23 protein-coding genes are annotated in these 25,753 nt (G+C 60.7%); 9 read left to right on the forward strand and 14 right to left on the reverse strand.

The features are described 5' to 3' along the window. The first annotated feature begins 69 nt into the window (after positions 1–69). From N434_RS11615 to N434_RS11635, 5 genes are all read left to right on the forward strand, one after another. Positions 70–1,257, forward strand: a complete 1,188-nt coding sequence (locus N434_RS11615; protein ID WP_110757861.1) for a M20 aminoacylase family protein — start codon at positions 70–72, stop codon at positions 1,255–1,257. 21 nt (positions 1,258–1,278) lie between these two features. Further along, entirely contained in the window at positions 1,279–1,833 is a 555-nt protein-coding gene (locus N434_RS11620) for a GNAT family N-acetyltransferase (RefSeq protein WP_110757862.1), read from the forward strand. Positions 1,834–1,846: 13 nt separating this feature from the next. Beyond that, positions 1,847–3,652 carry an amino acid ABC transporter permease/ATP-binding protein gene (locus N434_RS11625; RefSeq protein ID WP_110757864.1) on the forward strand — a complete coding sequence of 602 codons (1,806 nt, stop codon included), beginning with the start codon at positions 1,847–1,849 and terminating at the stop codon, positions 3,650–3,652. A 23-nt stretch (positions 3,653–3,675) separates the two neighbouring features. Beyond that, complete coding sequence (locus N434_RS11630; protein WP_110757866.1) at positions 3,676–4,614, forward strand: ABC transporter substrate-binding protein; 939 nt, start codon at positions 3,676–3,678, stop codon at positions 4,612–4,614. Between the two features lie 118 nt (positions 4,615–4,732). Continuing rightward, positions 4,733–5,668, forward strand: a complete 936-nt coding sequence (locus N434_RS11635) for an ABC transporter substrate-binding protein (RefSeq protein WP_110757867.1) — start codon at positions 4,733–4,735, stop codon at positions 5,666–5,668. A 71-nt stretch (positions 5,669–5,739) separates the two neighbouring features. On the opposite strand, the gene N434_RS11640 is transcribed toward N434_RS11635, so the two are convergent. Next, complete coding sequence (locus tag N434_RS11640; RefSeq protein ID WP_110757869.1) at positions 5,740–7,065, reverse strand: NAD(P)/FAD-dependent oxidoreductase; 1,326 nt, start codon at positions 7,063–7,065, stop codon at positions 5,740–5,742. A gap of 231 nt (positions 7,066–7,296) precedes the next feature. Here N434_RS11640 and N434_RS11645 point away from each other — a divergent pair, with 231 nt between their 5' ends. After that, a complete protein-coding gene (locus tag N434_RS11645; protein WP_046801438.1) occupies positions 7,297–7,773 on the forward strand; it encodes an Lrp/AsnC family transcriptional regulator in 477 nt (158 codons plus the stop codon). A gap of 247 nt (positions 7,774–8,020) precedes the next feature. On the opposite strand, the gene N434_RS11650 is transcribed toward N434_RS11645, so the two are convergent. The 7 genes from N434_RS11650 to N434_RS11680 form a co-directional block, all read right to left on the reverse strand. Continuing rightward, the gene (locus N434_RS11650) at positions 8,021–9,676 is read right to left on the reverse strand and encodes an ABC transporter ATP-binding protein (protein ID WP_110757870.1); all 1,656 of its coding nucleotides are present in this window, start codon (positions 9,674–9,676) and stop codon (positions 8,021–8,023) included. Next, a complete protein-coding gene (locus tag N434_RS11655; RefSeq protein ID WP_065117496.1) occupies positions 9,676–10,527 on the reverse strand; it encodes an ABC transporter permease in 852 nt (283 codons plus the stop codon). Before N434_RS11655 ends, N434_RS11650 begins: the two co-directional genes overlap by 1 nt. Next, on the reverse strand, positions 10,527–11,477 hold the full coding sequence (locus tag N434_RS11660; protein ID WP_065117497.1) for an ABC transporter permease: 951 nt from the start codon (positions 11,475–11,477) through the stop codon (positions 10,527–10,529). The genes N434_RS11655 and N434_RS11660 overlap by 1 nt, the downstream gene beginning before the upstream one ends. Positions 11,478–11,571: 94 nt before the next feature. Next, on the reverse strand, positions 11,572–13,182 hold the full coding sequence (locus tag N434_RS11665) for an ABC transporter substrate-binding protein (RefSeq protein WP_110757872.1): 1,611 nt from the start codon (positions 13,180–13,182) through the stop codon (positions 11,572–11,574). A 95-nt stretch (positions 13,183–13,277) separates the two neighbouring features. Further along, positions 13,278–13,991, reverse strand: coding sequence for an HAD-IA family hydrolase (locus N434_RS11670; RefSeq protein WP_181423951.1), 714 nt, complete (start codon positions 13,989–13,991; stop codon positions 13,278–13,280). A 257-nt stretch (positions 13,992–14,248) separates the two neighbouring features. Continuing rightward, positions 14,249–15,622 (reverse strand): aspartate aminotransferase family protein, encoded by a 1,374-nt coding sequence (locus N434_RS11675; RefSeq protein WP_110757875.1) that lies wholly within the window; start codon positions 15,620–15,622, stop codon positions 14,249–14,251. A 15-nt stretch (positions 15,623–15,637) separates the two neighbouring features. Beyond that, positions 15,638–16,474: a GNAT family N-acetyltransferase gene (locus N434_RS11680; protein WP_110757877.1), complete on the reverse strand. Its 837-nt coding sequence runs from the start codon at positions 16,472–16,474 to the stop codon at positions 15,638–15,640. Between N434_RS11680 and N434_RS11685 the strand changes: the two genes are divergently transcribed. From N434_RS11685 to N434_RS11695, 3 genes are read left to right on the forward strand one after another with little or no spacing between them, the layout of a single operon-like run. Continuing rightward, positions 16,473–16,802, forward strand: a complete 330-nt coding sequence (locus N434_RS11685) for a hypothetical protein (RefSeq protein WP_065117501.1) — start codon at positions 16,473–16,475, stop codon at positions 16,800–16,802. The genes N434_RS11680 and N434_RS11685 overlap by 2 nt on opposite strands. Beyond that, positions 16,799–17,467, forward strand: coding sequence for a haloacid dehalogenase type II (locus N434_RS11690; RefSeq protein ID WP_110757879.1), 669 nt, complete (start codon positions 16,799–16,801; stop codon positions 17,465–17,467). Before N434_RS11685 ends, N434_RS11690 begins: the two co-directional genes overlap by 4 nt. 15 nt (positions 17,468–17,482) lie before the next feature. Then, complete coding sequence (locus N434_RS11695; protein ID WP_110757880.1) at positions 17,483–18,757, forward strand: NAD(P)/FAD-dependent oxidoreductase; 1,275 nt, start codon at positions 17,483–17,485, stop codon at positions 18,755–18,757. Between the two features lie 213 nt (positions 18,758–18,970). Here the strand turns inward: N434_RS11695 and N434_RS11700 are convergent, their stop codons facing one another. The 6 genes from N434_RS11700 to argE all read right to left on the reverse strand — a co-directional run bounded on the left by N434_RS11700 (position 18,971) and on the right by argE (position 25,609). Then, positions 18,971–20,428 (reverse strand): NAD-dependent succinate-semialdehyde dehydrogenase, encoded by a 1,458-nt coding sequence (locus N434_RS11700; RefSeq protein WP_110758016.1) that lies wholly within the window; start codon positions 20,426–20,428, stop codon positions 18,971–18,973. 15 nt (positions 20,429–20,443) lie between these two features. Beyond that, positions 20,444–21,487 carry a tartrate dehydrogenase gene (locus N434_RS11705; RefSeq protein WP_110757882.1) on the reverse strand — a complete coding sequence of 348 codons (1,044 nt, stop codon included), beginning with the start codon at positions 21,485–21,487 and terminating at the stop codon, positions 20,444–20,446. Positions 21,488–21,500: 13 nt separating this feature from the next. Beyond that, positions 21,501–22,964, reverse strand: a complete 1,464-nt coding sequence (locus N434_RS11710; RefSeq protein ID WP_110757883.1) for an aldehyde dehydrogenase family protein — start codon at positions 22,962–22,964, stop codon at positions 21,501–21,503. A gap of 190 nt (positions 22,965–23,154) precedes the next feature. Further along, complete coding sequence (locus N434_RS11715; protein ID WP_110757885.1) at positions 23,155–23,511, reverse strand: cupin domain-containing protein; 357 nt, start codon at positions 23,509–23,511, stop codon at positions 23,155–23,157. A 28-nt stretch (positions 23,512–23,539) separates the two neighbouring features. Further along, on the reverse strand, positions 23,540–24,466 hold the full coding sequence (locus N434_RS11720) for a 2-hydroxyacid dehydrogenase (protein ID WP_110757886.1): 927 nt from the start codon (positions 24,464–24,466) through the stop codon (positions 23,540–23,542). Positions 24,467–24,484: 18 nt separating this feature from the next. Then, positions 24,485–25,609: an acetylornithine deacetylase gene (gene argE, locus N434_RS11725; RefSeq protein WP_110757888.1), complete on the reverse strand. Its 1,125-nt coding sequence runs from the start codon at positions 25,607–25,609 to the stop codon at positions 24,485–24,487. Positions 25,610–25,753 lie beyond the last annotated feature (144 nt).

Consider the following 25,753-nt stretch of genomic DNA (forward strand, 5'->3'; position numbering starts at 1 on the left):
GCGGCGTTGATTGCTGCCCGGCGCATATTTCAAGACGCGGCGTGTAAAGGCCGTGCAGGAGACAGAACCATGAATATCCGCATTGACGGCGCGCGTCCGCAGGACGACGCCGAACGGGGAATCCTTGCCTTCATCGACGAGAGCATCGCCATCCGGCATGATCTCCACCGGCATCCCGAGCTTTCGCTCAAGGAAAAACGCACGTCGGCGCTCATTGCCCGTTATCTGCTGTCATTCGGATATGAGGTGACGGAAGGTGTCGGCGGCCACGGCGTCGTCGCGACATTGAGACGCGGTCATGGTGAAAAACGTCTCGGAATCCGCGCCGATATCGACGCCCTGCCGATTATCGAGGAAACCGGCCTTGCCTATGCCAGCCAGACGCAGGGTGCCATGCATGCCTGCGGTCATGATGGTCATACGACGATCCTGCTCGCCGCCGCCCGCTATCTTGCGGAAACATCGAATTTTTCCGGCACGCTGACGCTGATCTTCCAGCCGGCCGAGGAGATCGGCGCGGGTGCGAGGGCAATGATAAAAGACCATCTGTTCGAGCGGTTTCCCGTCGATGCCGTCTTCGGCCTGCATAATTGGCCGGGTGTCGACACCGGACATTTCGGCTTCGTCGAAGGCCCCGCCATGGCCTCCGTCGACAAGGCGAAGGTGCGGATTGTCGGCAAGGGCGGGCATGGCGCCGCGCCGCATGAGACGGTCGATCCGGTTCTCGCCTCAGCCAGTTTCGTCACCGCCTTGCAGAGCATCGTCTCCCGCAACGTCGATCCGCGCGATATGGCGGTGCTGACGGTCGGTTCCATCCATGGCGGAACCGCCTCCAACGTCATTCCCGAGAGCGTCGAGCTTCAGATCACCGCCCGGGCTTTTTCGCCTGCCGTGCGTGACAGGCTGGAGGAGCGACTTCCGGCGCTGGCGAAAGCGCAGGCAGAGAGCTTCGGTGCCAAGGCCGAGGTTGTCTATTCCCGTGGTTTCCCGCCGGTCATCAATCACGTCCCTCAGACGGCGTTCGCTCGTGATGTCGCCAAACGGCATTTCGCCGCCGGGCAGATCGCCGAAGCGTTCCAGCCGCGCACGGCGAGCGAGGATTTCGCCTTCATGCTGCAGGAGCGGCCCGGCTCTTATCTCTTCGTCGGCAATGGCGACAGCGCGCCGCTGCACAGCCCCCACTACGATTTCAACGACGCGATCATCGCGCCGGCAGCACGCTTCTGGGTGCGGCTGGCGGAAGCCTATCTCTCCTGACGCAAAAATTAGGACAAGGACATGAGCGACAGTTTTTTCTACACATCGGTCAAGGATCCGCTCGCAACCCCGCTTCTTGAGGAGTTGCTGTTCGAATATGACAGCCGTTACGGCACGTTCTTCAATGCGGAAGGGGCCAAGGCGGAGCTGAACAAATATCCGCCGGAAGCCTTCAGCCCGCCATTGGGCAATTTCCTGCTGCTGCTGCGTGACGGCAAAGCGATCGCCGGCGGCGCCTTCATGCGCTACGACGACGAAACGGCGGAATTCAAGCGGGTCTGGACCCATTCCGCTCATCGCCGGCAAGGGCTTGCGAAAATCGTGCTCCGGGAACTGGAGCAGCAGGCGATCCGGCAGGGTTATGCCCGCGTTTATCTGACCACCGGCTTCCGCCAGCCGGAAGCGGTCGGCCTTTATCTCACCAATGGTTATCGCGCTTTGTTCGATACCGCGGCCGATCCCGAGACGATCCGGTCCTTGCCCTTCGAAAAATTTCTTTCCGACACGGCCACCTCCATCCCGGACGGTGCGCCAATACAGGCCGCCCGGCCGCAACTCTCTCCCGTTCATCCCTGAAAGGCTTTCTCCGATGACAATAGCCTCCGATTTTCCGCATGTTGCGGTGAGCGAACAGAAGGATGAGCCGGCCAGGCACGGCTACGCGCATTTTCGCGTCGTCCCCGCCCGTTATCCGCTGCGCACGGCGGGCACCGTGCTTGCGGTTCTCATCATTGCCGCCATCCTGCACTCCGTCTTCGGCAACCCCCGCTGGGGCTGGAACGTGTTTGCGGAATGGTTCTTTGCAGAGCCGGTGCTTGTGGGGCTCGGCCGGACATTGCTGCTGACCGTGCTCGGGGCTTTTCTGGGTTTCGTGCTCGGCACGGTTCTGGCGCTCGCCCGTGTTTCGGGTTCGCCCCTGCTTGTCGCGATCTCCTGGACCTATATCTGGATATTCCGTTCCATTCCGCTGATCGTGCTTTTGCTGATCCTCAACAATCTCGGATATCTCTACGAGACCGTGACGATCGGTGTGCCCTATACCGGCATCAATTTCTTCAGCTGGAACACGACGCAGCTGATGACACCCTTTGCCGCAGCGGTTCTGGGGCTGACATTGCATGCCGCGGCTTTCTCATCGGAAATCGTGCGTGGCGGTATCCTCTCGGTGGAACAGGGCCAGCTTGAAGCGGCCGCTTCCCTCGGCCTGCCGCGCCGCCGACAATTTTCGCGGATCGTGCTGCCGCAGGCGATGCGAACCATTTTGCCCAATGGTTTCAACGAGATCATTCTGCTCGCAAAGGGCACGTCGCAGGTCTATATCCTCGCGCTGCCGGAACTGTTCTATACGATCCAGATCATCTATCGCCGCAATCTGGAAGTGATCCCACTGCTGATGGTCGCCACTGTCTGGTATCTGGTGATCCTGACCGCGCTTTCCATCGTTCAGCACCATATCGAACGGCACTTCTCGCGCGGCGCGCTACGCAATCCGCCGCCCTCGCTGTTTGCCACGCTCTACCGCACCTTCCTGCCGCGCAAGCCTTTGCCGGAAGCGGTGGAGACGCCAGCGCCCGCCATTGAAAGATCTGAACGACCGGCTGCCGCCAGGACAGGAAGTTTCCAGCTCGGCAATCGTGGCGGCTCGGTCAATATCCACGGCGTTTCCAAGTCCTTCGGAACACTGAAGGTGCTGGACGATGTCACGCTCTCCATTCCGGCAGGCAGCGTCACCACCATTCTCGGCCAGTCCGGTTCCGGCAAGTCGACCTTGCTGCGCTCCATCAACCATCTGGAGCGTGTCGACGACGGCTTCATCGCCATCGACGGTGAACTGGTCGGATATCGTCAGAAAGGCGACACGCTTTATGAGCTGAAGGAAAAGGACATTCTGAAACGCCGCGTCGAAGTGGGTATGGTGTTTCAGAGCTTCAACCTGTTCCCGCATCTGACGGCGCTTGAAAACATCGCCGAAGCGCCGGTCGTGGTTCGCGGCATATCGAAAGAACAGGCGGAAGCCGAGGCGCGCGATCTTCTGGCCCGTGTCGGTCTTGCCGAAAAGGCAGGGGCTTATCCGCGCCAGCTTTCCGGCGGGCAGCAGCAGCGCGTGGCGATTGCCCGGGCCTTAGCGCTGCGGCCGAAGGTGCTGCTCTTCGATGAGCCGACATCCGCGCTCGACCCGGAGCTGGTCAATGAGGTGCTCGACGTCATCAAGGAGCTGTCCCGCTCCGGCGTCACCCTCATCATCGTCACCCACGAAATCGGCTTTGCCCGCGAAGTCTCCGACAGGGTCGTCTTCATGGAACAGGGCCGCATTCTCGAAACGGGCACGCCGGAGAAGGTGTTCAACAAGCCGGATCACCCGCGCACGGCCGAATTTCTCGCAAAAGTTCTCTAATCAACAACAAAGGAAACACTCACATGGCATTTTCATCGAAATTATTGTCCCTGCTCGCCGGCGGTCTTTTCACCGCCACCGCCGCGCTCATCCCGGTCGCGCATGCGCAGGAGGTTGATCTGTCGCCCGAGCAGAAGGGGCGGGTGCGCGCCGAAAAGGTGGAAGAGGCAATCAAGCTTCTGCCCGCCGGTCACAAATTCATCGCCGACGGAAAGCTGACGGTCGCGACCGTTCCCTTCCGCCTGCCGCTGGTGGACTATGCGAGCGACACGAAAACGCCGATCGGCGTGGAGCCGGACATCGCCCAGCTGGTCGCCGACAGCCTCGGCCTTGAGCTGCAGCTTGTGCCCATCGCCTGGGCCGACTGGCCGCTCGGTCTTGCTTCCGGCAAATATGACGCCGTCGCCTCCAACATCACGGTGACGGAAGCCCGCAAGGAAAAGTTCGATTTTTCCAGCTATCGCAACGATCTGCTCGGCTTTTACGTCGGCAATAACAGCAAGGTCACATCAATCGGCAAGCCGGAGGATGTCGCCGGGTTGAAGGTCATCGTCGGGGCCGCCACCAATCAGGAGCAGATCCTGCTGAAATGGATCAAGGACAACAAGGCCAAGGGGCTGGCCGATACCGAGGTGCAATATTACGACGATCAGGCCGTGCTTGACGTCGCCCTGCAATCCGGCCGCGCGGATGCCTATCTCGGCCCCAACGCGACCTCGGCCTTTCAGGCGGCAAGCCAGAAGAAGACGAAGCTTGTCGGCACCTTCTCCGGCGGCTGGCCGGAAGCGGCCGAGATTGCCGTCGCTTCGAAAAAGGACGCAGGCATAGCCGAGGCCATCACCGCTGCGCTGAACGCCCAGATCAAGAACGGCAATTACGGCAAGGTTCTCGCCCGCTGGAATCTCGGTTCCGAAGCTATCACCGAATCCCGCACCAATCCGCCCGGCCTGCCCAAGAGCTGAGCGTGAAAGTTGAGTAGCCAAAAGCTGAGTTGAAGGTGGGACATCACTCAGCCGGTGGTGCGGGCATCCTCCCGCCCGCGCCACCTCCGTCCCGCAATCATCCTATCGGGAAACCACAATGACCTTCACCTCTCGTCTCGCCACGGCCACGCTCGGTGCCTTTCTCTCTGTCGCCGGTTTAGGCTCGGCTTTGGCAACGGATGTTTTCGATCTGTCGCCGGATCAGCCCGGTCGTATCAGGGTCGAAAAAGACCCCGCCGCCATTGCCGCCGTGCCAAAGGATTTCAAGTTCGCCACGCCGGGCAAATTCACCGTCGCCGTCTCTCCCGGCGGGCCGCCATTGGCCACCTATGCGACGGATGCGAAGACCGTGGTGGGCGCAGACCCCGATTACGCGCTCGCTGTGGCCGACAGCCTCGGGCTGGAGCTGGAACTGGTGGCCGTGGCCTGGGCCGACTGGCCGCTCGGCCTTGCCTCGGGCAAATATGATGCTGTCATCTCCAATGTCGGCGTGACCGAACAGCGCAAGGAGAAGTTTGACTTCTCCACCTATCGGCAGGGTCTGCACGGCTTTTTCGTCAAATCCGACAGCGGCATAACTTCCATCCGCGAGCCGAAGGATGCGGCTGGTCTGAGGATCATTGTCGGCGCCGGTACCAATCAGGAGCGTATTCTGCTGAAATGGAGCGACGAGAATGTCGCCGCCGGTTTGAAACCGATTGAGCTGCAATATTACGATGACGAAGCCACCCGGCTCGTCGCCCTTTCGGCGGGCCGGGCGGATGTGATTGTCCAGCCGCATGCGCAGCTGGTTTTCATCGCCGCGCGCGATAATACCATCAAGCGGGTGGGAACGCTCTCCGCTGGCTGGCCGGAGCGCTCGGATGTCGCCATCACCACCCGAAAGGGTTCGGGACTGGCCGACGCGCTGACGCTTGCCACCAACGATCTGATCAAGAGCGGTGCTTACGCAAAAATTCTCGATCGCTGGCAGCTTGCGGAAGAGGCGCTGCCGGAATCGCGCACCAACCCGCCCGGCCTGCCGAAAAGCTGATTGCTCGAACGAATGCGGCGGACGACAATATCCGTGGGTTCGCCTGCGGATATTGTCGTGTTGTCGTGGCGTCAGAAATCCGCGACCTTGCCCCATGACGAATCAAGGAAACGGCTGGGGTGATAGGGCGCGGCATCGACGAGCGGGTTCGAACCCGTGACGATATCGGCGATCAGATGGCCAGCCCCCGGTCCGATGCCGAAGCCATGACCGCTGAAGCCGGCCGCGAGGATAAAGCCGGGCAATTCGCTGGTTTCGCCAATGGCCGGAACGCCATCCGGCGTGCTGTCGATGAAACCGGCCCAGGCGGCGGAAATCCGCGTTTTGCTGAGAGCGGGCAGAAGTTCCAGCGCCCTTTTGTGGGTCTCGCGAATGGCGGCGGCATTGGGTTTCGGATCGAGAATGCGAACCCGTTCCATCGGTGTCGGTGCATCCAGCCGCCAGCGTTTCAGCGTCTCGTGGCCGCCGCGAATGCCTTCCAGCCCACCCGGCCGGAGGCTGCGCCAGCGCTTGAGGAACATCGGAATAAATTCGCGGGCAAAACGCATCTGCTGCGCTGTCGGGTCAATGCGTCCCAGCCCGCTGATGGCGAGCGTGTAACCGCCATCGTACCGTTTCGTTGCGGAGACGGCGGCGGTGTGCAGCGCATCCGGCAGGCCTTCCGCACCTGGCGTAACCGAAAGGATGGAGGAGCGGACGGAGGCCTGCGGGAAACGAATGCCCAGCTGGCGGCAGAAGGAGGACGCCCAGGCTCCACCGGACATGATGGCGGTTTTGGTGCGGATCGTGCCTTTTTCGGTGACGACGGCGCTGACCCGGCCACCCTCGGTCTCAAGCCCGCGCGCGGCGCAATTCTGATGCACCGTGCCGCCGAGTTTGATGATGGCGCGCGCCACGGCGGGTGCCGCCATGGAAGGATCGGCCGTGCCGTCAGTGGGTGAGAAGACGCCGCCGTTCCAGCGTTTGCCGGTGGCGCGGCCGCGCTCACTTGCCTCATCGGCGCTCAGCATATGGGTCGTCACACCGGCGGTGAGGGCAAAGTCGCGCCAGCGCGCCCAGCCGGCAAGTTCCGCCTCGTTGTCGCTCAGGTAAAACAATCCGCAGCGGCGAAAGCCGGTGTCTTCGCCACTTTCACTGGCAAATTGCTCCCACAATGCAAGGCTCTGGGTCGAAATCGGCAATTCACGCGCATCGCGGTTCTGCTGCCGGCACCAGCCCCAGTTGCGGCTGGATTGCTCCGCGCCAACAAGGCCCTTTTCCACCAGTGCCACTTTCAGGCCGTGCCGGGCGAGGTAATAGGCGGCGAAAACGCCGACGATGCCGCCGCCGATAATGACGGCGTCCGCGGCTTTCGGCAGTTCCGGCGATGTCGTGATCTGTTGCAGCGGGGCGGGCATGGTCGGACTCCTTATATTGGTCCTAATTTACCTTGGCTGACGTGTAAACGCTGCCAGACTGGGCCTTCTGCTGGAATATCCTGCTGTTCGGCGGCATCTCTGCAACTCTTTATGCTGAATGAAAAAAACAACGCCGCGTCGACATGGGGCATCCATGTGCTAAGATTTTGCCTGCCGCGCCAGAATTTTATGCCGCGTGCCTGAAAAAACAAAAAAGGGGTTCCGCACGTGATGAAACTTGACCGGATCGATATCAAGATCCTCTATGAACTGCAGAAAAACGGTCGCATCACCAATGTCGAATTGGCGGAACTCGTCAATCTGTCGCCCAGCCCCTGCCTGATGCGGGTGAAAAAGCTTCAGTCGGAAGGTTATATCGAAGGCTATTCGGCGCAGATCAACATCAACAAGCTTGGCCAGACACTGACGGTCTTCACAGAAATCACCCTCAAGAACCACCGCCAGATCGATTTCGCCCGCTTTCTCGGCGTCGTCGAAAAGATCGATCAGGTGGTGGAATGCCACCTCGTTTCCGGCGGCTACGACTACCTGCTGAAATTCGTCACCTCGGGCATCGTTGAATATCAGTCGATCATGGAGCGATTGACGGATATGGATGTCGGCATCGACAAATATTTCAGCTTCGTGGTGCTGAAATCGCCGATCACCAAATCGCATATGCCGCTGACCAGCCTGTTTCCGCTTTGAGGTGAGAGGGAGTGCATCAGACGTCCGCAGAAGCGATGGGTTTGACAGGGTGTTGCACTTACACTCCGTCACCCCGGACTTGATCCGGGGTCCAGCGCGATCAAGTCCTTGATCGCGAAAGACTCTTCTCACGGCGCAGACGCGCCGTGGCTGGATGCCGGATCAAGTCCGGCATGACGGAGGACAGCTTCTCAATCCTCTTTGGCACTCACCCAGGTTTTTGCAACGCCTTACTATTTTCCACCTCTCACCGCTTGGAAAACGCCCGCACCAGTTCCGCATCCTGCTGAAGATTATCAAGCCATGTCGGATCGAGTTTCGGCACTGAGGAAAAGAGCAGCTTCGAATAGGGATGGGTAGGTGATTTGATTGCTTCGGTTTCCAGATGCTCCACTTTCTGGCCGCCATACATCACGACGATTTCGTCGCAGATTGTCTCAACCACCGAAAGATCATGGCTGATGAAGATGTAGGAGAGGTTCAGCTCCCGCTGCAACTCGCCAAGCAGGTCGATGATCGCGGCCGCGACCACGGTATCGAGCGCCGAGGTGATTTCATCGCAGATGATGAGCGACGGTTCGGCCGCGAGCGCACGGGCAAAGTTGATGCGCTGTTTCTGTCCGCCGGAAAGGCCGGAAGGATGGCGGTGGCGGACCGAGCGTGGCAACTTCACCATATCGAGCAGCTCATCGATCCGCGCATCCCGGACCTTGCCCTTCATGCCGTGGTAGAAAGTCAGTGGCCGGCCGAGAATATCCTCGATGGCTTTCGACGGGTTGAGCGCGGTATCGGCATACTGGAAAACGATCTGCATGCGGCGCAGCTGGTCGCTGGTCCGACGCCGGGCATCGGCGTTGAGTTCATGGCCCTCGAAGACGACGTGACCACTTGCGGCCGGCAGGATGCCGGCAATGGCCCGCGCCAGTGTGGATTTTCCGCAGCCGGATTCGCCGATGATGCCGAGATTGCGGCCGGGATAGACGGCAAGGCTGACGGAATCCACCGCACGCACCAGCGGCATGCGGTCATCGCCTTTCGTGCCATAACCGGCGATCAGCTGGTCGATATCGAGGAGCGGTGTCGCCTCACTTTGTTTGAGCGGTGTCACGACACGCACCTTGTCGTTAAAGGCGGTCAACAATTCGCGGGTATAGGGGTGTTGGGCGTTCTCCAGAATATCCTTGGTCGTGCCGGTTTCCTGAACCTCGCCGCCTTTCAGCACCACAATCCGGTCGGCGATCTGGGCGACGACGGCAAGGTCGTGCGAAACATAGACGCCGCCAATGCCGCCCTTGCGCATCGCCGATTTGAAGGCACGCAGAACCTCGATCTGGGTCGTCACATCAAGTGCGGTCGTCGGTTCGTCGAAAATCACCAGTTGAGGGTTGCCGATCAGCGCCATGGCGGCCGAGAGGCGCTGCAGCTGGCCGCCGGACACCTGATGCGGGTAACGCTCGCCGATGGTTTCCGGATTGGGCAGTGACAATGCCTTGAAAAGCTCAACCGCTTTTTTACGCGCCTCCTGAGGCGGCATAAGGTGGTGTATGCGGGTGACTTCGATGACCTGATCGATGATTTTCTGCGCCGGGTTGAATGCGGCGGCCGCACTCTGCGGCACATAGGATATTTTCGTGCCGCGCACCCTGGCGCGCTCGGCTTCGGAAAGCTGCACCATGTCCCGGCCTGCCACCGTGACGCTGCCGCCGGAAATGCGGCATCCCGGCCGTGCATACCCCATCAGGGTCAGCGCGATGGTAGTCTTGCCGGAACCGCTTTCGCCGATCAGCGCGACGATCTCGCCCTCGGCGATATCGATGTCGATACCCTTGATGATATCGATGCGGCGGCCGGAATCGGTGGTGGCTTCGACCTTCAGTCCACGGATTTCAACGAGATTGCTCATTATTCGCTCCTGTCGCGGATTTTCTGCGGCAGATTGTCGATCAGCAGGTTGACGCTGATTGTCAGGCTGGCAATCGCCAGCGACGGGAAGATGACCGCCGGTGCGGCAAAGGGCAGGCCGCCGATGTTTTCACGCACCAGCGCGCCCCAGTCGGCGTTTGGCGGCTGCAGGCCGAGACCGAGGAAGGACAGGCCGGACAGAAGCAGCACGATGAAGACGAAACGCACGCCGAGATCGGCAAGTACGGGCCGGATGATGTTGGGCAGGATTTCGGAACTGATGAGATAAAGCAGGCTTTCGCCGCGCACCCGTGCGACGGTGACAAAATCCATGGTGTTGACATTGACGGCCAGCGCCCGGGCGAAACGATAGGCGCCGGGCGTATAGATGACCGACAGCGTGACGATGAGCACCGGAATGGACGAGCCGACGGCCGCCACGACCACGAGGCCGAACAGCTTGCTTGGGATGGAGTTCACCGCATCGAGGAAACGGCTGAGTGCCGCATCGAACCAGCCGCCGATGACGGCGGCGCACATGCCAAGCACGACGCCGCAGGTGCAGGCGATGGTGACGGCCGCCAGCGAAATGCCGACCGTGAAACGCGCACCCATGAGGATACGGGAGAATACGTCGCGGCCGAGATAATCGGAACCGAGCCAGAGATCTGACGTCATCGGCCCGAAATAATCGAGATCGACGATTTCACCTACCGGATGGGGAATGAGATAGGGCGCGAAGATCGCAACCATGGCCCAGAGGAAGATGACGAGAAAGCCGAAAACGCCGACTGCGTTGATCTTGTAACCCAAACGCGAGGTCCCCTGATATGTCTTGATATGATCGGCCATCAGCGCAGCCTCGGATTGGACATGATGGCGATGATGTCAGCCGTCGTGATGAGCAGGAGATAACCGACGCAGAAGATCATCGCGCAGGTCTGGATCAGCGGCAGATCGCGGGTGGCGACGCCATCGACCATCAGCTTGGCGATACCGGGATAGTTGAAGATCGTCTCGACGATGATGACGCCACCGACAAGGTACGAAAGCGACAGCGCCACCGCATTGACGATGGGGCCGAGCGCATTGGGAAGCGCGTGACGCAGCACGATGCGCATACGCGGCGCGCCCTTCAGAAGCGCCATTTCGACATAGGGCGTATCCAGCGTCTCGATCACGGCGGCGCGGCTCATGCGGATCATCTGGGCCGAGACGACGAAGGTTAGCGTTATGACCGGCATGGCGTAAACGCGCAGCACATCGAACAGCGTGTGAACTTCGCTGACCAGCGACAGCGCCGGCAGCCATTTCAGATAAACTGCGAAAAGCAGGACGGCGAGCGTGGCGATCATGAATTCCGGCACGGAAATGACGCCGATGGTGAGCACCGTAACGATGCGGTCATAAAGCGTTCCACGCAGCATGGCGGAGCTGATGCCGAGTGTGAGCGCCAGTGGCACGGCGATGAGCGTGGTGATGCCGGCCAGCTTCATGGAGTTGACGAAGCGCGGGCCGATGAGATCGGCAATCGCCATGTTGTTGGCATAGGAGGTGCCGAGTTCGCCGTGCAGCAGGCCGAAAAGCCAGCGAACGAAGCGCAGCAGGGCGGGATCGTCGAGATGCATGGCGGTGCGCAGGCCGGCTACGGCCTCCGGCGTTGCCGCCTGACCGAGAAGGATCGTCGCCGTATCGCCGGGCAGCAGGCTGGTGGCGGAAAAGACGATAAATGACACGATCAGCAGCGTCGTCAGCATGACGACCAGCCGCCGTGCGACAAGGGACAATATCCGGCTGTTCATTCACATGCTCCTGCGACCTGCCTGTTTGTGGAGGCTTTCCGCATCGGCGGAAAACTTGGCCGGGCGCTGCTTTTGCGCCCGGCTCCATGGTCTATCAGGCTTCGAGCCAGACGTATTCCGCAAAGGCATAACCCATCATGCCGCCGAGCGGATTGGCTTCCAGCCCCTTCAGCTTGGAACTGATGGCGTCCACGTTGGTAAGATAGGCGGGAATGATGGTGCCGGCTTCGTCGGCGATCATCGTCTGCATCTCGAAGTAGATCTGCTTGCGCTTCTCCATATCGAGCAGGCCGCGCGCCTCGAGCATCAGCTTGTCGAATTTCTCCGACTTGTACTGGCTCTCGTTCCAGGGGGCGTCGGACGCATAAAGCAGCGAGAACAGGATGTCCGGTGTCGGGCGCGGGTTGATGTTGCCGAAATGGATGGGCGCTTTCAGCCAGTAATTGCTCCAGTAACCGTCGGCAGGAACACGCTGCACATCCAGCTTGAGGCCGATTTCGGCAGCGGAGGCCTGGATGATCATCGCCATGTCGATGGCCGAATTTGCCGCATCCGAGGTGATGACCGGGATGGACTGGCCGAGGAGGCCGGCTTTCTCGAAGTGGAACTTGGCCTTCTCGGGATCGAAGGCCTTCGGCTTCAGGTCCGGATTATGATAGGGGCTCATGGGCGGAACCGGCTGGTCGTTGCCGACTTCACCAAGACCGCGCAAGGCCGCCTTGACGATCTGCTCACGGTTGACGATCGACTTCATGCCGGCAATGAAATCGGCCTTGTTGCCCGGAGCCTGATCGAGGCGCATGTTGAGATTGGTGTAGTTGCCGGAAGTTCCCTTCGACAGGACGACACCCTCCTGCTTGTCGAGCAGGCGAAGCGCGCGCGGATTGATGGCGGCCGCGAGCTGGATGTCGCCGGAGAGAAGCGCATTGACGCGTGCATTGTCGTCCGAGATCGCGAAGAACTCGAAGCTGTCGACGTGCGGGCCGCCGGATTTCCAGTAATTGCTGTTCTTGGACATGATCGAGCGCACACCCGGCTCGAATGTTTCAAGCTTGAAGGCGCCGGTGCCGTTGCCCTTGGAGAAGTCGGTCGCGCCGTCGGCGACGATCATGAAGTGGTGCATGGCAAGGATCGTCGGCAGGTCGGCATTGGCGCTGGCAAGCGTGATCTCGACCGTGCTCTTGTCGAGCGCCTTGAAGCCGGTCATCTGGGCGGCGATCTTGGCGACCTTGGAGCCGACAGCCGGATCGAGATGGCGTTTCAGCGAATAGACCACGTCATCGGCCGTCAGCGCCTTGCCGTCGTGGAAGGTGACGCCGGAACGCAGTTTTACCGTCCAGGTCTTGGCATCCTTGGAGTCGATGGATTCGGCCAGCTCCATCTGCGGCGTGCCGGAAGCATCGAGGAAGCTCAGCCGATTATAAAGCGCGCAGCAACGGACATAATCCGTGGAAAGCGAGGCTTTTGCGGGATCGAGCGTATCGGCTGTGGATGAGGACCAGCCGGCCGCCTTCAGCGTGCCCCCGGAAACCGGAGTGGCCGCGAGCGCCTGTGAGGCGCGGCCAAGAATGGCCGAACCGGCGGACAGGGCGACGCCGCCGGCCAGCATCATGTGAAGCAGCTCACGCCGCGTCGCGCCGCGACGGATCGCCTGTTCAACGGCGGCATCGTCGGAGCGGGTCCAGTTTGTAATCCTGTCACTCATGGTCTTCCCCTTTTGTATGATTTGTTGAAATGTGTCTGCAGAAAATTCCGGCGGTCCGCGTCCCAGTTCGCGCCACGCCTCTGGTGGAGGGTGGTTCAGCCACCCGCCTGCCTCGCGGCTTCGGCAAGGCCGGCCATCGAGGTGAAGTGATAATCCGGCTCGGTAAAGTTTTCCGGCTCGATCGTGCCGCCATATCCCTTCTGGTCGTGGCGGCGCTCAATCCAGCAATTGGTCATGCCCAGCTTCCGGGAAATGCCGATATCGTGGTACTGGCTTTGCGCGACATGCAGGATGTCGTCCTTCGAGGCGCCCTCGCTTGCAACAAACGCAAAGACCTTCTCGAAAAAGGCCGGGTCCGGCTTTTCGGTGCCGGTATCATCCGCCGTGAAAGCAACGTGGAAGGGATTGCCGAGTTCTTTCGAGAAATGTTCGAAGGCCCAGCGCTGCGCATTGGTCATGGCGATGAGGCGGTGTGTCTTTGCAAGCTGCGCCATGGCGGCACGGCTGTCTTCGAAACCCTTCCAGTTCTTGGCGGCGTCGCGCAGGCGTTCGCCAAGAGCGCGTTCTGCCGGCAAGCCAAGTTGCGGAGCGATGATGAGGTACACGCGGACGAGATCGTCCGGAAACAGATCGGTCGCGTCTGAATAACGGGCCGCGCGGTAAAGGCCGAGCGCCTTTTCTCCATCGACTTCGACGCCATTCTCAGCACCGATCTGCGTCAGGGTCGATTTCAGACCCCCTTCGAAATCGATGAGGGTTCCCACCACATCGAAGCTCATATATTTGAAGTCACTCAATTTTTTGGGCAATGTCGGTCTCCGCTCTGCCGCCTCGTCCTCTTGGGGGAGGTTGCGGCATTTTATTTTGTTCCCGGACGAGATCCTTGTCCCGTTCCTATTTTTGAAAACGCCGGTTTTCATGGCGCTTTGTGCTTTTTCTAAGGATAGTTTGGCACTTCCAGCACACCGGATTCGCCGAAATGGATCGGCTCTTCGGCAGAATATTGCGAATATGTGGTGTGTTGCGACATTTCGAGGTGGTGTCGCGATGCCGCCGTGCTGGTGCTTCAGGCCATTGCCGCCCGCACCGCCGGGTCCTCGAGCGTCTGGTTCAGGGTTTTCAACGTCCGCTCGATGATCGCATCGATTTCACTGTCGGTGCAGCAGAGTGGCGGCGCATAACCGAGAATACCGTTCGCGAAGGCCCTGACGATGAGGCCGTTTTCCCAGGCGCGGTCGAAAACCTTCCGGGCCGGTGCGGCGGCGGCCGGCAGCGGGGTCTTTTTTTCCTTGTCGGTCACAAGCTCGACAGCGGCGAGCATACCACGGCCACGAACATCGCCCACCAGCGGGTGGCTTCTCAGGCCCTCCAGCCCGGCCATCAGCCGCGCCCCGGCGCGGCGGCCATTTTCCAGCAGTCCGCCTTCATAAAGCTTCAGCACTTCCAGCCCGACGGCGGCGCTGACGGGGTGGGCGGAATAGGTGTAACCATGCCCGATCGCCGCTTCGCCAGCGAAGTCGGCTATTGTATCATAAACATGATCGGCCATGAACACCGCGCCCATCGGCACATAGCCGGAGGTGAGGCCTTTCGCGGCGGTGATGAAGTCCGGCACGATGTCCTCGTCGGTGCAGGCGAAGAGGGGCCCGGTGCGGCCAAAACCGGTAATCACCTCGTCGGCGATGAAGAGGATGCCATAGGACCGGCAGAGTTCGCGCATGGCCTTGATCCAGCCCGGCGGCGGAACGAGAACGCCACCCGAGCCCTGAATGGGTTCCGCGTAAAAGGCGGCGACGCGGTCCGGCCCGATGGCCTCGATCTTGTCCTTCAGGATTTGCAGCGAAGAGGCGATGATGGCGGCCGGGTCGCTTCCGACCGGGTTACGGTAGGCATAATGCGACGGGATTTTATGCTGCCAATCGTAAGGTACGCCAAAACCGGCATGGAAGGCGGGCAGGGCGGTGAGGCCCGAACCGGCCGTGGTGGAGCCGTGATAACCCTGTTCGATGGAAATGAACTGGTCGCGCTGCGGCTCACCCTTGGCGTGCCAGTAATAACGGATGAAGCGAATGGTGCTGTCCACCGCGTCGGAACCGCCAAGCGTGAAATAGACGTGGTTGAGGTCGCCCGGCGCGCGGTCGGCAAGTTCGGAGGCAAGGCGGATCGCCGGTTCGCTGCCAATGTCGAAATAGGCGGTGGCATAGGGCAATTCCCGCATCTGTTTTGTCGCGGCCTCGACGATGCTCTCATGCCCGTAACCTGCATTGACGCACCATAGGCCGGCAAAGCCGTCGATGAGCTGGTGGCCGGTCATGTCGGTGACGGTGGCGCCGTTTGCCGATTGCAGCACCCGCACGCCGAGCTTCTCATGGCCGCGGAAAGACGAGACGGGATGGACGAGGTGGGCGCGGTCCAGTTCGATCAGGGAATTGCTTAACATGAGGTCTCTCCGGATTCAGCCAAGTGCCTGGCTGGTCAATGCGAATGTTTTCAGTTTTCTGTCGGGGGCGATGTCGGCCTTCGGCCGGCGCATGGCGATGCCACCACCGACATGGCCAAGACCTTTTTCAGCAAGCCAGGGTGCAAGGCCCGTATCGGCGGTGGTATCGACGCGCAGGAAGGCGCCGGGGCGCTCGGACAGGATGAACGCGATCAAATCTCTAGCGATTTCAGCATTTTCCGCCACAACCGGGCCGATGACTTCGCCGCGTCCGAAGGCGCGGAGCGCGGCAAATCCCTTGATGACACCCTGTTCCTTTACCAGCGCGAAACGCGCCCTCTCCGCAAGGGCTGCAAAAAGCGCCGTGCGATCCGCGCCGAAAGCCTGCGTATCAAGTGCTGCAAGCGTGGCCGGAGCGACGGTTTCTGCCCATGCCACATCGGCCGGCCTTTCCGTTGCGGCCGGAGTGCCCTGATGCTGAAGCACCTCGCCGAAAGCGGCAAAGCCCAGCTTTTCGTAAAGCGGCAGGCCGTCAGCCGTTGCGACCAGACGGCACTCGCGATTTTCCGCTGCATCCATTGCCGCCCGCATCAGCTGGCGCCCGAGACCGCGGCCGCGCATCGTCTCATCCACGATCACCATATTGACGGTGGCGCAGCCATCTCCAAGAAGTGTCGCCATCGCGGTTCCCACGACGCGACCGTTTTCCAGCGCGACGAAACCCTTGCTCAGCGAAAGGACGAGCGCCCAGTCTTCCCTGCGGTGCGGCCATCCTGCCTGACGTGACAATTCGACGGCGGCATCGAGATGCTCGGGTTGAAAAGACTGGATTTCGATGGGGCTGGCCTGCATGCCGGAACTCCGTTTGCTCTTGTTATTCATTGATAGACTGACGTCTGAAGAAGATTGTCCCGACAAATGGGAAGGTTCGATATGTTTCGCTGTTGCTTTTATCCGCCGCCGCATCTTATGCCGCCTGTTGTCCACATCCGGGCTCAAACCGGGCATGGGCGGCGGCTTTCGGTTTCTCCATACGCAACTCTCTGCCAAACTGGCGGCTGCATACGCAACAATCTGCTTTCGCGACCGGCAATTGCGGTGCGCCGACCGGACAAAGGCTTTCTATGATCTCATTATTCCGGCCACGCCCGATCCCCAAGCAAGGATGACGACGACATGACCATCTTCCGCCCGAAATACATTTCCTTCGATTGCTACGGCACGCTGATCAATTTCCAGATGGCCGAGGCTGCCCGCGATCTCTATGGCGATCGTCTGGACGAAGCGCAGATGCAGCAGTTCATCAAGAATTTTTCGGCTTATCGTCTGGATGAGATCATGGGTGACTGGAAGCCCTATGCCCAGGTGGTTCACAATTCGCTCTCGCGCACCTGCAAGCGCAATGGCGTTGCTTTCAAGGATGAGGACGCGACCTTCGTTTACGAGCGTGTTCCGACCTGGGGTCCGCATGCCGATGTGCCGGCCGGACTTGCAAAGGTGGCGAAAGAGATTCCGCTCGTCATTCTGTCCAACGCCATGAATTCGCAGATCATGTCGAATGTCGAAAAGCTTGGTGCGCCTTTCCATGCGGTCTATACGGCTGAGCAGGCGCAGGCTTACAAGCCGCGTTTCAGGCCCTTTGAATATATGTTCGACATGCTCGGCTGCGGCCCCGAAGACATGCTGCATGTCTCCTCCTCCTTCCGTTACGACCTGATGTCGGCCCATGATCTCGGTATCAAGAACAAGGTCTGGGTCAACCGCGGTCACGAGCCGGCCAACCCCTATTACGGTTATGTCGAAATCGCCGATATTTCCGGCCTCGCAGGCGTGGTTGGATTGTAAGGAAAGGTCGGGACCATGAAGTTCGTCTCCTATTGGCACGACACGGCGCCCCTGTTTGCGGGGGCGGCGCAAGGTCCCGTCGAAGGCCATTATGATGTCGCCGTCATCGGCGGCGGTTTCACCGGTCTCGGTGCCGCGCGCCAGCTTGCCAGGGCGGGCGCGCGCGTGGTGGTTCTGGAGGGCGAACGTGTCGGCTGGGGTGCCTCCGGCCGCAATGGCGGGCATCTCAACAATGGTCTTGCCCATTCCTATCTCTCCGCCAAGGCGGAGCTCGGCAAGGAACGCGCCATCGCTCTCTATAAGGCGCTGGATGATTCAGTCGATACGCTGGAAGCGCTGATCACCGAAGAAGGCATCGACTGCAATTTTCGCCGCTCGGGCAAGCTGAAACTCGCCTCCAAGCCGCAGCATTTCGAAGGTCTGGCGAAGAATTTCGAGGCATTGCATGCCGAGGTCGATCCCGACACGGCACTTCTGTCCGTCGCCGATCTCAAGGCGGAAATCGGCTCACCCTTTTATGGCGGCATGCTGTCGAAAAAGAGTGCCATGATGCATATGGGGCGCTATGTGGCCGGCCTTGCGGAGGCCGCCAGCCGTCATGGCGCGGTGATCTTCGAAAATGCGGCGGTGACGAAGCACGCGCAGAACGGCAAAAGCCACACGCTGGAAACCACACGCGGCAAGGTGACGGCCGATAATGTTCTGGTGGCGACCGGCGCTTACACGCCCGCCAACTTCGGTTATTTCCGTCGCCGCATCATCGCCGTCGGCAGTTTCATCATCGCCACGCGGCCGCTGACGGATGCGGAAGTTCGGGCCTCGGTTCCGGGCAACCGCACCTATGTCAACTCGATGAATATCGGCAATTATTTCCGGCTTGCCCCGGATAATCGGCTGATCTTCGGTGGCCGTGCGCGTTTTTCCGCCACATCCGACCAGCGTTCGGATGCCAAGAGCGGCGCGATCCTGACGGAAGCCCTGCACCGCATCTTCCCGCAGCTTTCGCATGTGCCGATCGATTATTGCTGGGGCGGTCTGGTGGATATGACCAAGGACCGTTATCCGCGCGCCGGTTTTCATGACGGCGTCTGGTACGCCATGGGCTATTCCGGCCACGGCGCCCAGCTCTCCACCCATCTTGGCATGATCATGGCCGATGCCATTCTGGGCCGGCCGGACAACAACCCGCTGAAGGGGCTCGACTGGCCGGCGGTGCCAGGCCATTTCGGCAAACCGTGGTTCCTGCCGCTGGTGGGCTATTATTATAAGATGCTGGACAAGTTTCAGTAAGAGGGCGTCATCGAGCGCTGAGAGGGTATTCCCCTACACTCGACGTCATCCTCGGACTTGATCCGAGGATCCACTGCCACACGAAGAATGGATCCTCGGGTCAAGCCCGAGGATGACGGAGGAGAGGGCGGCCGATGGGCCGCTTTTTTGTTGGTATCGGCACAAAAAGAAGGGCCGCAAAGCGGCCCTTGAGGCGGGGAGAAAGCCCAAGACTCAGGTGAGCCCGCCGATGTGGAACGTCTTGATTTCCAGATATTCCTCGATACCGACCTGCGCGCCTTCGCGGCCAAGGCCGGATTGTTTGACGCCGCCGAAGGGTGCCACTTCGGTGGAGATCGCGCCTGTGTTGAGGCCGACCATGCCGAATTCCAGCGCTTCGCCCACGCGCCAGGCGCGTTTGAGGCTTTCGGTGTAGAAATAGGCGGCAAGGCCGAAGGGCGTACCGTTGGCAATGGCAATGGCTTCTTCTTCCGTCTCAAAACGGAAAAGCGGCGCCACCGGACCGAAGGTCTCTTCGCTTGCCAGCCGCATGGCGGTGGTCGCGCCGGTCAGCACCACCGGAGCGGTATATTGCGGACCATCCGGCAGATCATGCGGCTTGGTGATGATCGTCGCACCCTTGGAGATGGCGTCATCGACATGGGCGCGGATCTTGGCGATGGCCGGTTCGTTGATCATCGGGCCGATGGCAACACCTGGCTCGGTGCCGGGGCCGACGCGCATGGCATCGACACGGTCAGCCAGTTTTTTCGCAAAAGCATCGTAGACGCCCGACTGAACCAGAATGCGGTTGGCGCAGACACAGGTCTGGCCGCCATTGCGAAATTTCGAGATGAGTGCGCCTTCGATGGCCAAATCCAGATCTGCATCATCGAACACGATGAAGGGCGCATTGCCGCCAAGTTCCAGCGATAGCCGCTTGATGCTGTCGGCCGCGCCGCGCATCAAAAGGGAGCCGACGCGGGTGGAGCCGGTGAAGGAAATTTTCCGCACCGTCTCATTGGCCATGATTTCGTTGCCGATGTCAGTCGGCATGCCGGTGACGATGTTGATGACGCCTGCGGGAATGCCGGCCCGTTCGGCAAGAACGCCAAGCGCCAGCGCCGAATAGGGCGTGAATTCCGATGGCTTGATGACCACGGTGCAGCCGGCCGCAAGCGCCGGCGCAACCTTGCGGGTGATCATCGCATTCGGGAAATTCCACGGCGTGATGATGCCGCAGACACCGACCGGTTCTTTCAGCACCACGATGCGCCGATCCGGCGTCGGCGAGGGGATTGTGCCGCCGCTGATGCGCCGGGCTTCTTCCGCAAACCATTTGACGAAGGAGGCGCCGTAACGGATTTCTCCCTTCGCCTCTTCAAGGGGCTTGCCCTGTTCGGTGGTGAGGATCAGGCCGAGATCGTCGACATGTTCGATCATCAGTGCGAACCATTTTTCGAGAAGGGCGGCCCGCTCCGCATGGGTTTTCTTCTTCCATGGCCCGAAGGCGGTATTGGCGGCTTCGATCGCCGCGCGGGTTTCGGTCCCGCCCATGTCCGGCACCGTGCCGATCACCGTCTGTGTGGCGGGATCAATCACGTCGACCACCTTGCCCGATGCCGCAGCCTTCCATGCGTCGCCGATCAAACCTGTCTGGCGGAAGAGGTCCTTGTCCTTCAATCCCTGCATCATCTGTCTCCGAAATCAGTCGAGCGCCGCGAGAACCGCAGCCGTTATGGCGTCCGTCTTGTCCTTGCCCGGCACGGTGCCAACGCCCCGGCCGGTCGCCGTTTCCAGCGCAGTCATGATCTTCGCCGCGGCATCCTTTTCGCCGAGATGCTCCAGCATCATCGCACCGGACCAGATGGCGGCGATGGGATTGGCGATGCCAAGATGGGCGATGTCAGGAGCCGAACCGTGCACCGGCTCGAACATGGACGGCGCGTTACCATCAGGGTTGATATTGGCGGAGGCGGCAAAACCGAGGCCGCCCTGAATCGCGGCACCCAGATCGGTCAGAATGTCGCCGAAGAGATTGGAGGCGACCACGACATCGAGGCTTTCCGGAGCCATAACCATGCGGGCCGCCATGGCGTCGATGTGATAGCTCGAAACCTCGACGTCAGGATATTCTGCCGCAAGCTTTTGCGTTACCTCGTCCCAGAACACCATCGAATATTTCTGGGCGTTCGACTTGGTGACGGAGGCAAGCTTGCCGCGACGTTTCTGCGCCTGTTCGAAGCCGAAGCGCAAAATGCGCTCCACGCCCTTGCGGGTGAAGATCGAGGTTTCGACGGCCACCTCGTCATCGGTGCCCTGATGCACGCGACCGCCGGCGCCGGAGTACTCACCCTCGGTATTTTCACGGATGCAGAGAATGTCGAAGCCGTCAGCCTTCAAAGGTCCCTGCACGCCGGGCAGAAGCCGGTGCGGGCGGATATTGGCATATTGCACGAAGGCCTTGCGGATCGGCAGCAGCAGGCCGTGCAGCGACACTGCGTCCGGCACCTGCTCCGGCCAGCCGACCGCGCCGAGCAGAATGGCGTCGAAACCGCGCAGGGTCTCGATGCCGTCCTTGGGCATCATCGCGCCGGTTTCCTTGTAGAAGGCACAGGACCAGGGGAACTCCGTGCCTTCAAGCGCAAAACCGGAGGTTTTGGCGGCGGCGTTGAGCACCTGCCATGCGGCGTCCGTCACGTTTTTGCCGATGCCGTCTCCGGGAATAAGTGCGATGCGATGCGTTTTCAAAAGATTTCCCCTGTTACAGTCCAATCAGGACGCTTTTGCTCTTGCGGTTGGCGAGATAGGCCTCCCGCCCGAGATCCTTGCCGATGCCGGAGCGTTTGTACCCGCCGGTTGGCAATATGTGGTCGCGTGAACGGCCATAACGGTTGACCCAGATCGTTCCCGCCTGAATGGCGCGCGACAGGCGCATGACACGCGAAATATCCCGGCTGAAAAGACCCGCCGCCAGACCGTAGGTCGGATGATCGGAAAGCGCCAGAGCCTCTTCTTCCGTTCGGAAGGTTTGCAACGTCAGCACCGGCCCAAAGATTTCCTCGGTGACGGCGGGCGAGGTCTGGTCGACATTGGCGATCAGCGTCGGCTGGTAGAAATAACCTGGGCCGTCCATGATCGCGCCGCCCGTCAGGCACTCGCCACCATGGGCGACAGCTGCCTGCACGATGCCATCAATACGCTTGCGCTGTACCTCGGAGATGATCGGCGAATATTGCGTCGTCTCGTCCCATGTCGGGCCAGGCTTTACCGCCTTCATGCGGGCGATGATGGCGGCTGAAAGGGCATCTGCCGCCGCTTCCTCGACGATGATGCGTGAGCCGGCAACACAGGCCTGCCCGGCATTGGAAAGAATATTGCCGGCAATCGCTGCCGCCGCTTTTTCGATGTCGGCATCGGCAAAGACCAGCTGCGGGCTTTTGCCACCGAGTTCCAGTGTCATGGGTTTGATGCCGGTGCGGGCGATATTGGCCATGATGGCGGCGCCCGCAGCGGTGGAACCGGTGAAACTGACCTTGGAGATATCAGGGTGCCCGGTGATGGCATTGCCGGTCACCGGCCCGTCACCCAGCACGATATTGATGAGGCCCGCGGGCAGCCCTGCCTTGATCGCCAGTTGCGCCATGAAAATGCTGGAGAAGGGTGTCATTTCCGAGGGTTTCAGGACCACGGCATTACCGGCCGCCAGCGCTGGGCCGAGCTTCCAGCCGGCCATGGACACGGGAAAATTCCAGGGCGTGATCGCGCCGACAACGCCATAGGGCTCGGTCATGATCATGCCGAGGCTGCTGTCGTCGGTCGGCACCAGATCGCCGCCTTCCTTGTCGGCGAATTCGGCGAAGAAACGGATCTGCTCGGCGGTGACGGCGATATCGCCGGCAATCAGCTGGCCCACCGGCCGCGTCGAGGACAGTGCCTCGATTTTCGCCAAGGTCTCGGCTTCCGCTTCGATGAGGTCGGCCCAGCGCTGCAAGACCCTGGTGCGCTCGCGCGGGCGAACGCCGCCCCAGTTGCTGCTCTTCAGCGCCGCCCTGGCGGTTTGCACCGCCTCGTCCACCAGCGTCGCATCCGCCTTCGGGCAGCCGGCATATCCCATGCCGTCCGATGGGCGGTGCATGTCGATGCCGTCTTTAGCCGGGATCAGCCGGTCGCCGATGAAATGGCCAATTGGCAAAGACAGGCTGTCTGGATCGAAGCTGAGCGTCATGGGAAATCCTCTGTGGATATGCCCTTAAAGCTAATCCCTGCCGCCAAGCGAAATCGACCGACTGTGGCGCGGGCGATGAATGAAAATCCCGTTTTGTTGCCGACAGACAGCGCAATCTTTTGCGGCGCGCTGCCTGTCGTGTATTTCTGGCCGCTACCGTGAGCGACCTTAAAAAAACGCGGGTTTTACATCATCCATTCACGGTGACGTAGATCTTGCGCACTGTTTCGATGGTCTTCCAGACGCCGACGAAACCGGGCTTCATGACGAAGCTGTCGCCAGCCGTATAACGCTGCGGTTCGCCGCCATCAGGGGTGATTTCGATGACGCCGGCCAGAATATGGCAAAATTCGAAGGTCTCGCCCTTGATGGAGCGGCTTTCGCCCGGGGTCGCTTCCCATATGCCGGTCTTTACGGTTCCATCGCGGGCTTCGTCCAGCGCCCAGGTCTTGAATGAAGGGTCGCCGGCAATCAGGCGTTCCGGCAACGCCTTGGAGGCCTTCGGCTCGAAATCGGGATTGGGGTCGATGGGCTTGAGAAGCGGCATGGATTTTCCTTTCTGAGATGGGGGGTGATCAATATCCGCGGCTGCGGTCAACGAGGCCGAGCGGCTCGAGACCGGATTCGTATCGTTTGATATTGTCGACGACGGTGCGGGCGGCGGAGTGGGGCTGGGTGACGCTGGCAATATGCGGCGTCAGCAGAATTTTCGGATGGGTCCAGAAACGATGGCCCTCAGGCAACGGCTCGGGATCGGTGACGTCGATCACAGCGCCGGAAAGCCTGCCGCTGTCGAGTGCATCAAGGAGCGCGTCATGGTCGAGCTGCCTGCCGCGCCCGGCGTGGACGAGAGCCGCGCCATCCGGCAGCAGGCCGAGGCACCCGGCATTCAGAAGCCCGGTGGTCTCGTCCGTCAGCGGCAACAGGCAGACGAGGATATCGCTGGTGGAAAGAATGGCTTTCAGCCCATCATCGCCATGGTGGCAGGTGACGCCATCGATCTGACGCGGTGAACGGCTCCAGCCGGCAAGCGGAAAACCGAAAGGTTTCAGCCGTTCCAGTGCCGCAACACCCAGCATGCCGAGGCCGAGAACGCCGACCCGGCATTCCTCCACCTGCCGCTGGCCCGGCAGGGCTTTCCATAGGTGCTGACGCTGCTGTTCCAGATAGGCCGGCAGGTTGCGGTGAAGGGCAAGCACGCCGAGGCAGACATATTCCTGCATCATGCGGATGATGCCTTCATCCACCATGCGCACGACCTTCACAGTTTCCGGGATTGCACTGATGTGAAACTGGTCGACACCTGCGCCGATCGAAAACAGGATTTCGAGATTGCGGTAACGCGCGATATCCTCTGGCACCGTCCATGTAATGAGGTAACGCACCGCATTGGGATCGACAGTGGCGGCATCCATCGAAAATGGCAGGTCCGGCAGTTCGGTGGCCAGAGCCTGCCGGAAGATTTCGCCGCGCTTTGCGTCGGAATTGAAGAGAAACGTCATCTGAAACCCGTCGTTCGGTTAAGCGGCGCAGCGGCGGCCGAGTGTTTCCAGCATCGACTGGCAGGCAAAAAGTTCGCCCGTGGTTATGAATTCGTCCGGCTTGTGGGCGCGGCCGATATCGCCCGGGCCGCAAATGATGGCATCTATGCCCGCCGCCTGGAAAAGCCCGGCCTCCGTTCCATAGCTTACGGCTGCGAGGTTGGCGGTGCCGGTCAGTTCCTCCAGAAGCAATGCGAGCGGCGCATCGGCTGGAAGCGACAGGGCCGGATAAGCGCTCATCGGTGTCCATTCGATATCGACGCCCGTTGCGGCGAGCGCTTCGACAGCGCTTTTTACCGGCTCCAGAAGGACGAGCGGGGAGACGCCCGAAATTGCCCGCGCTTCCAGTTCGATGGCGCAATGATCGGGAATGATATTGATTGCCTGGCCGCCTTTGACCGTGCCGATCTGCAAGGAGGAGTAGGGCGGCTCGAAGGTTGCTTCGAACGGTCCCCGCGTCAGCGTATCGGCGGTTTCGACTGCTTTTGCCATGATGCCGGTCATCAGGTGAATGGCGTTTATCCCCTGATCCGGCCGTGAGGAATGGCCGGACCGGCCGTGCAGGGTGATGCGCGCTGCGGCCTTGCCCTTGTGGGCGCGAACCGCGCGCATATTGCTGGGTTCGCCGATGATGGCGCCCGCCGGCGGGGCACACAGTTCCGGCAGCTTAGCGATGAGATGGGGAACGCCACGGCAGCCCGCCTCCTCGTCATAGGAAAAGGCGATGTGTACCGGCCGTTCAAGCGTCATGCGCGAAAATGCCGGCGCTGCGGCGAGCACAGTGGCGAGAAACCCTTTCATGTCCGTGGTTCCGCGCCCGTAAAGCCGGTTGTTTTCGGTTCTCAGCGTGAAAGGGTCGGAAGACCACTCCGGCTCTCCGGCCGGCACCACATCCATGTGGCCGGACAGGATATAACCGGCCCGATCGGCCGGGCCGAACGTGGCGAAGAGATTGGCGCGGTCGCCCTCCGGCCCGGGCAACAGCGAGACTTTCGCGCCCTGGCTTTCCAGATAATCGGCAATCCATCCGGCAATATCGCCATTGGCGGTGCCGACAACGGACGGGAAGGCGACGAGACGCTCAAGGATTTCGATTGCGTTCATGGTCGTCCCCGCTGGTCGTTCCCATTGGCCGCTGGCCGGATTATTCACCGCAGCAGCTTAGAGTGGCCGGCGGCGTTTATCTGCTGAAATGCCGATGATTTCGGTAGATTGTTGTGTCCTTCCAGTGCTTTCAGAAAATTCCTG

Source organism: Rhizobium sp. UGM030330-04, from assembly GCF_003208455.1.
In the GTDB taxonomy this organism is placed as follows: Bacteria; Pseudomonadota; Alphaproteobacteria; order Rhizobiales; family Rhizobiaceae; genus Agrobacterium; species Agrobacterium rhizogenes_A.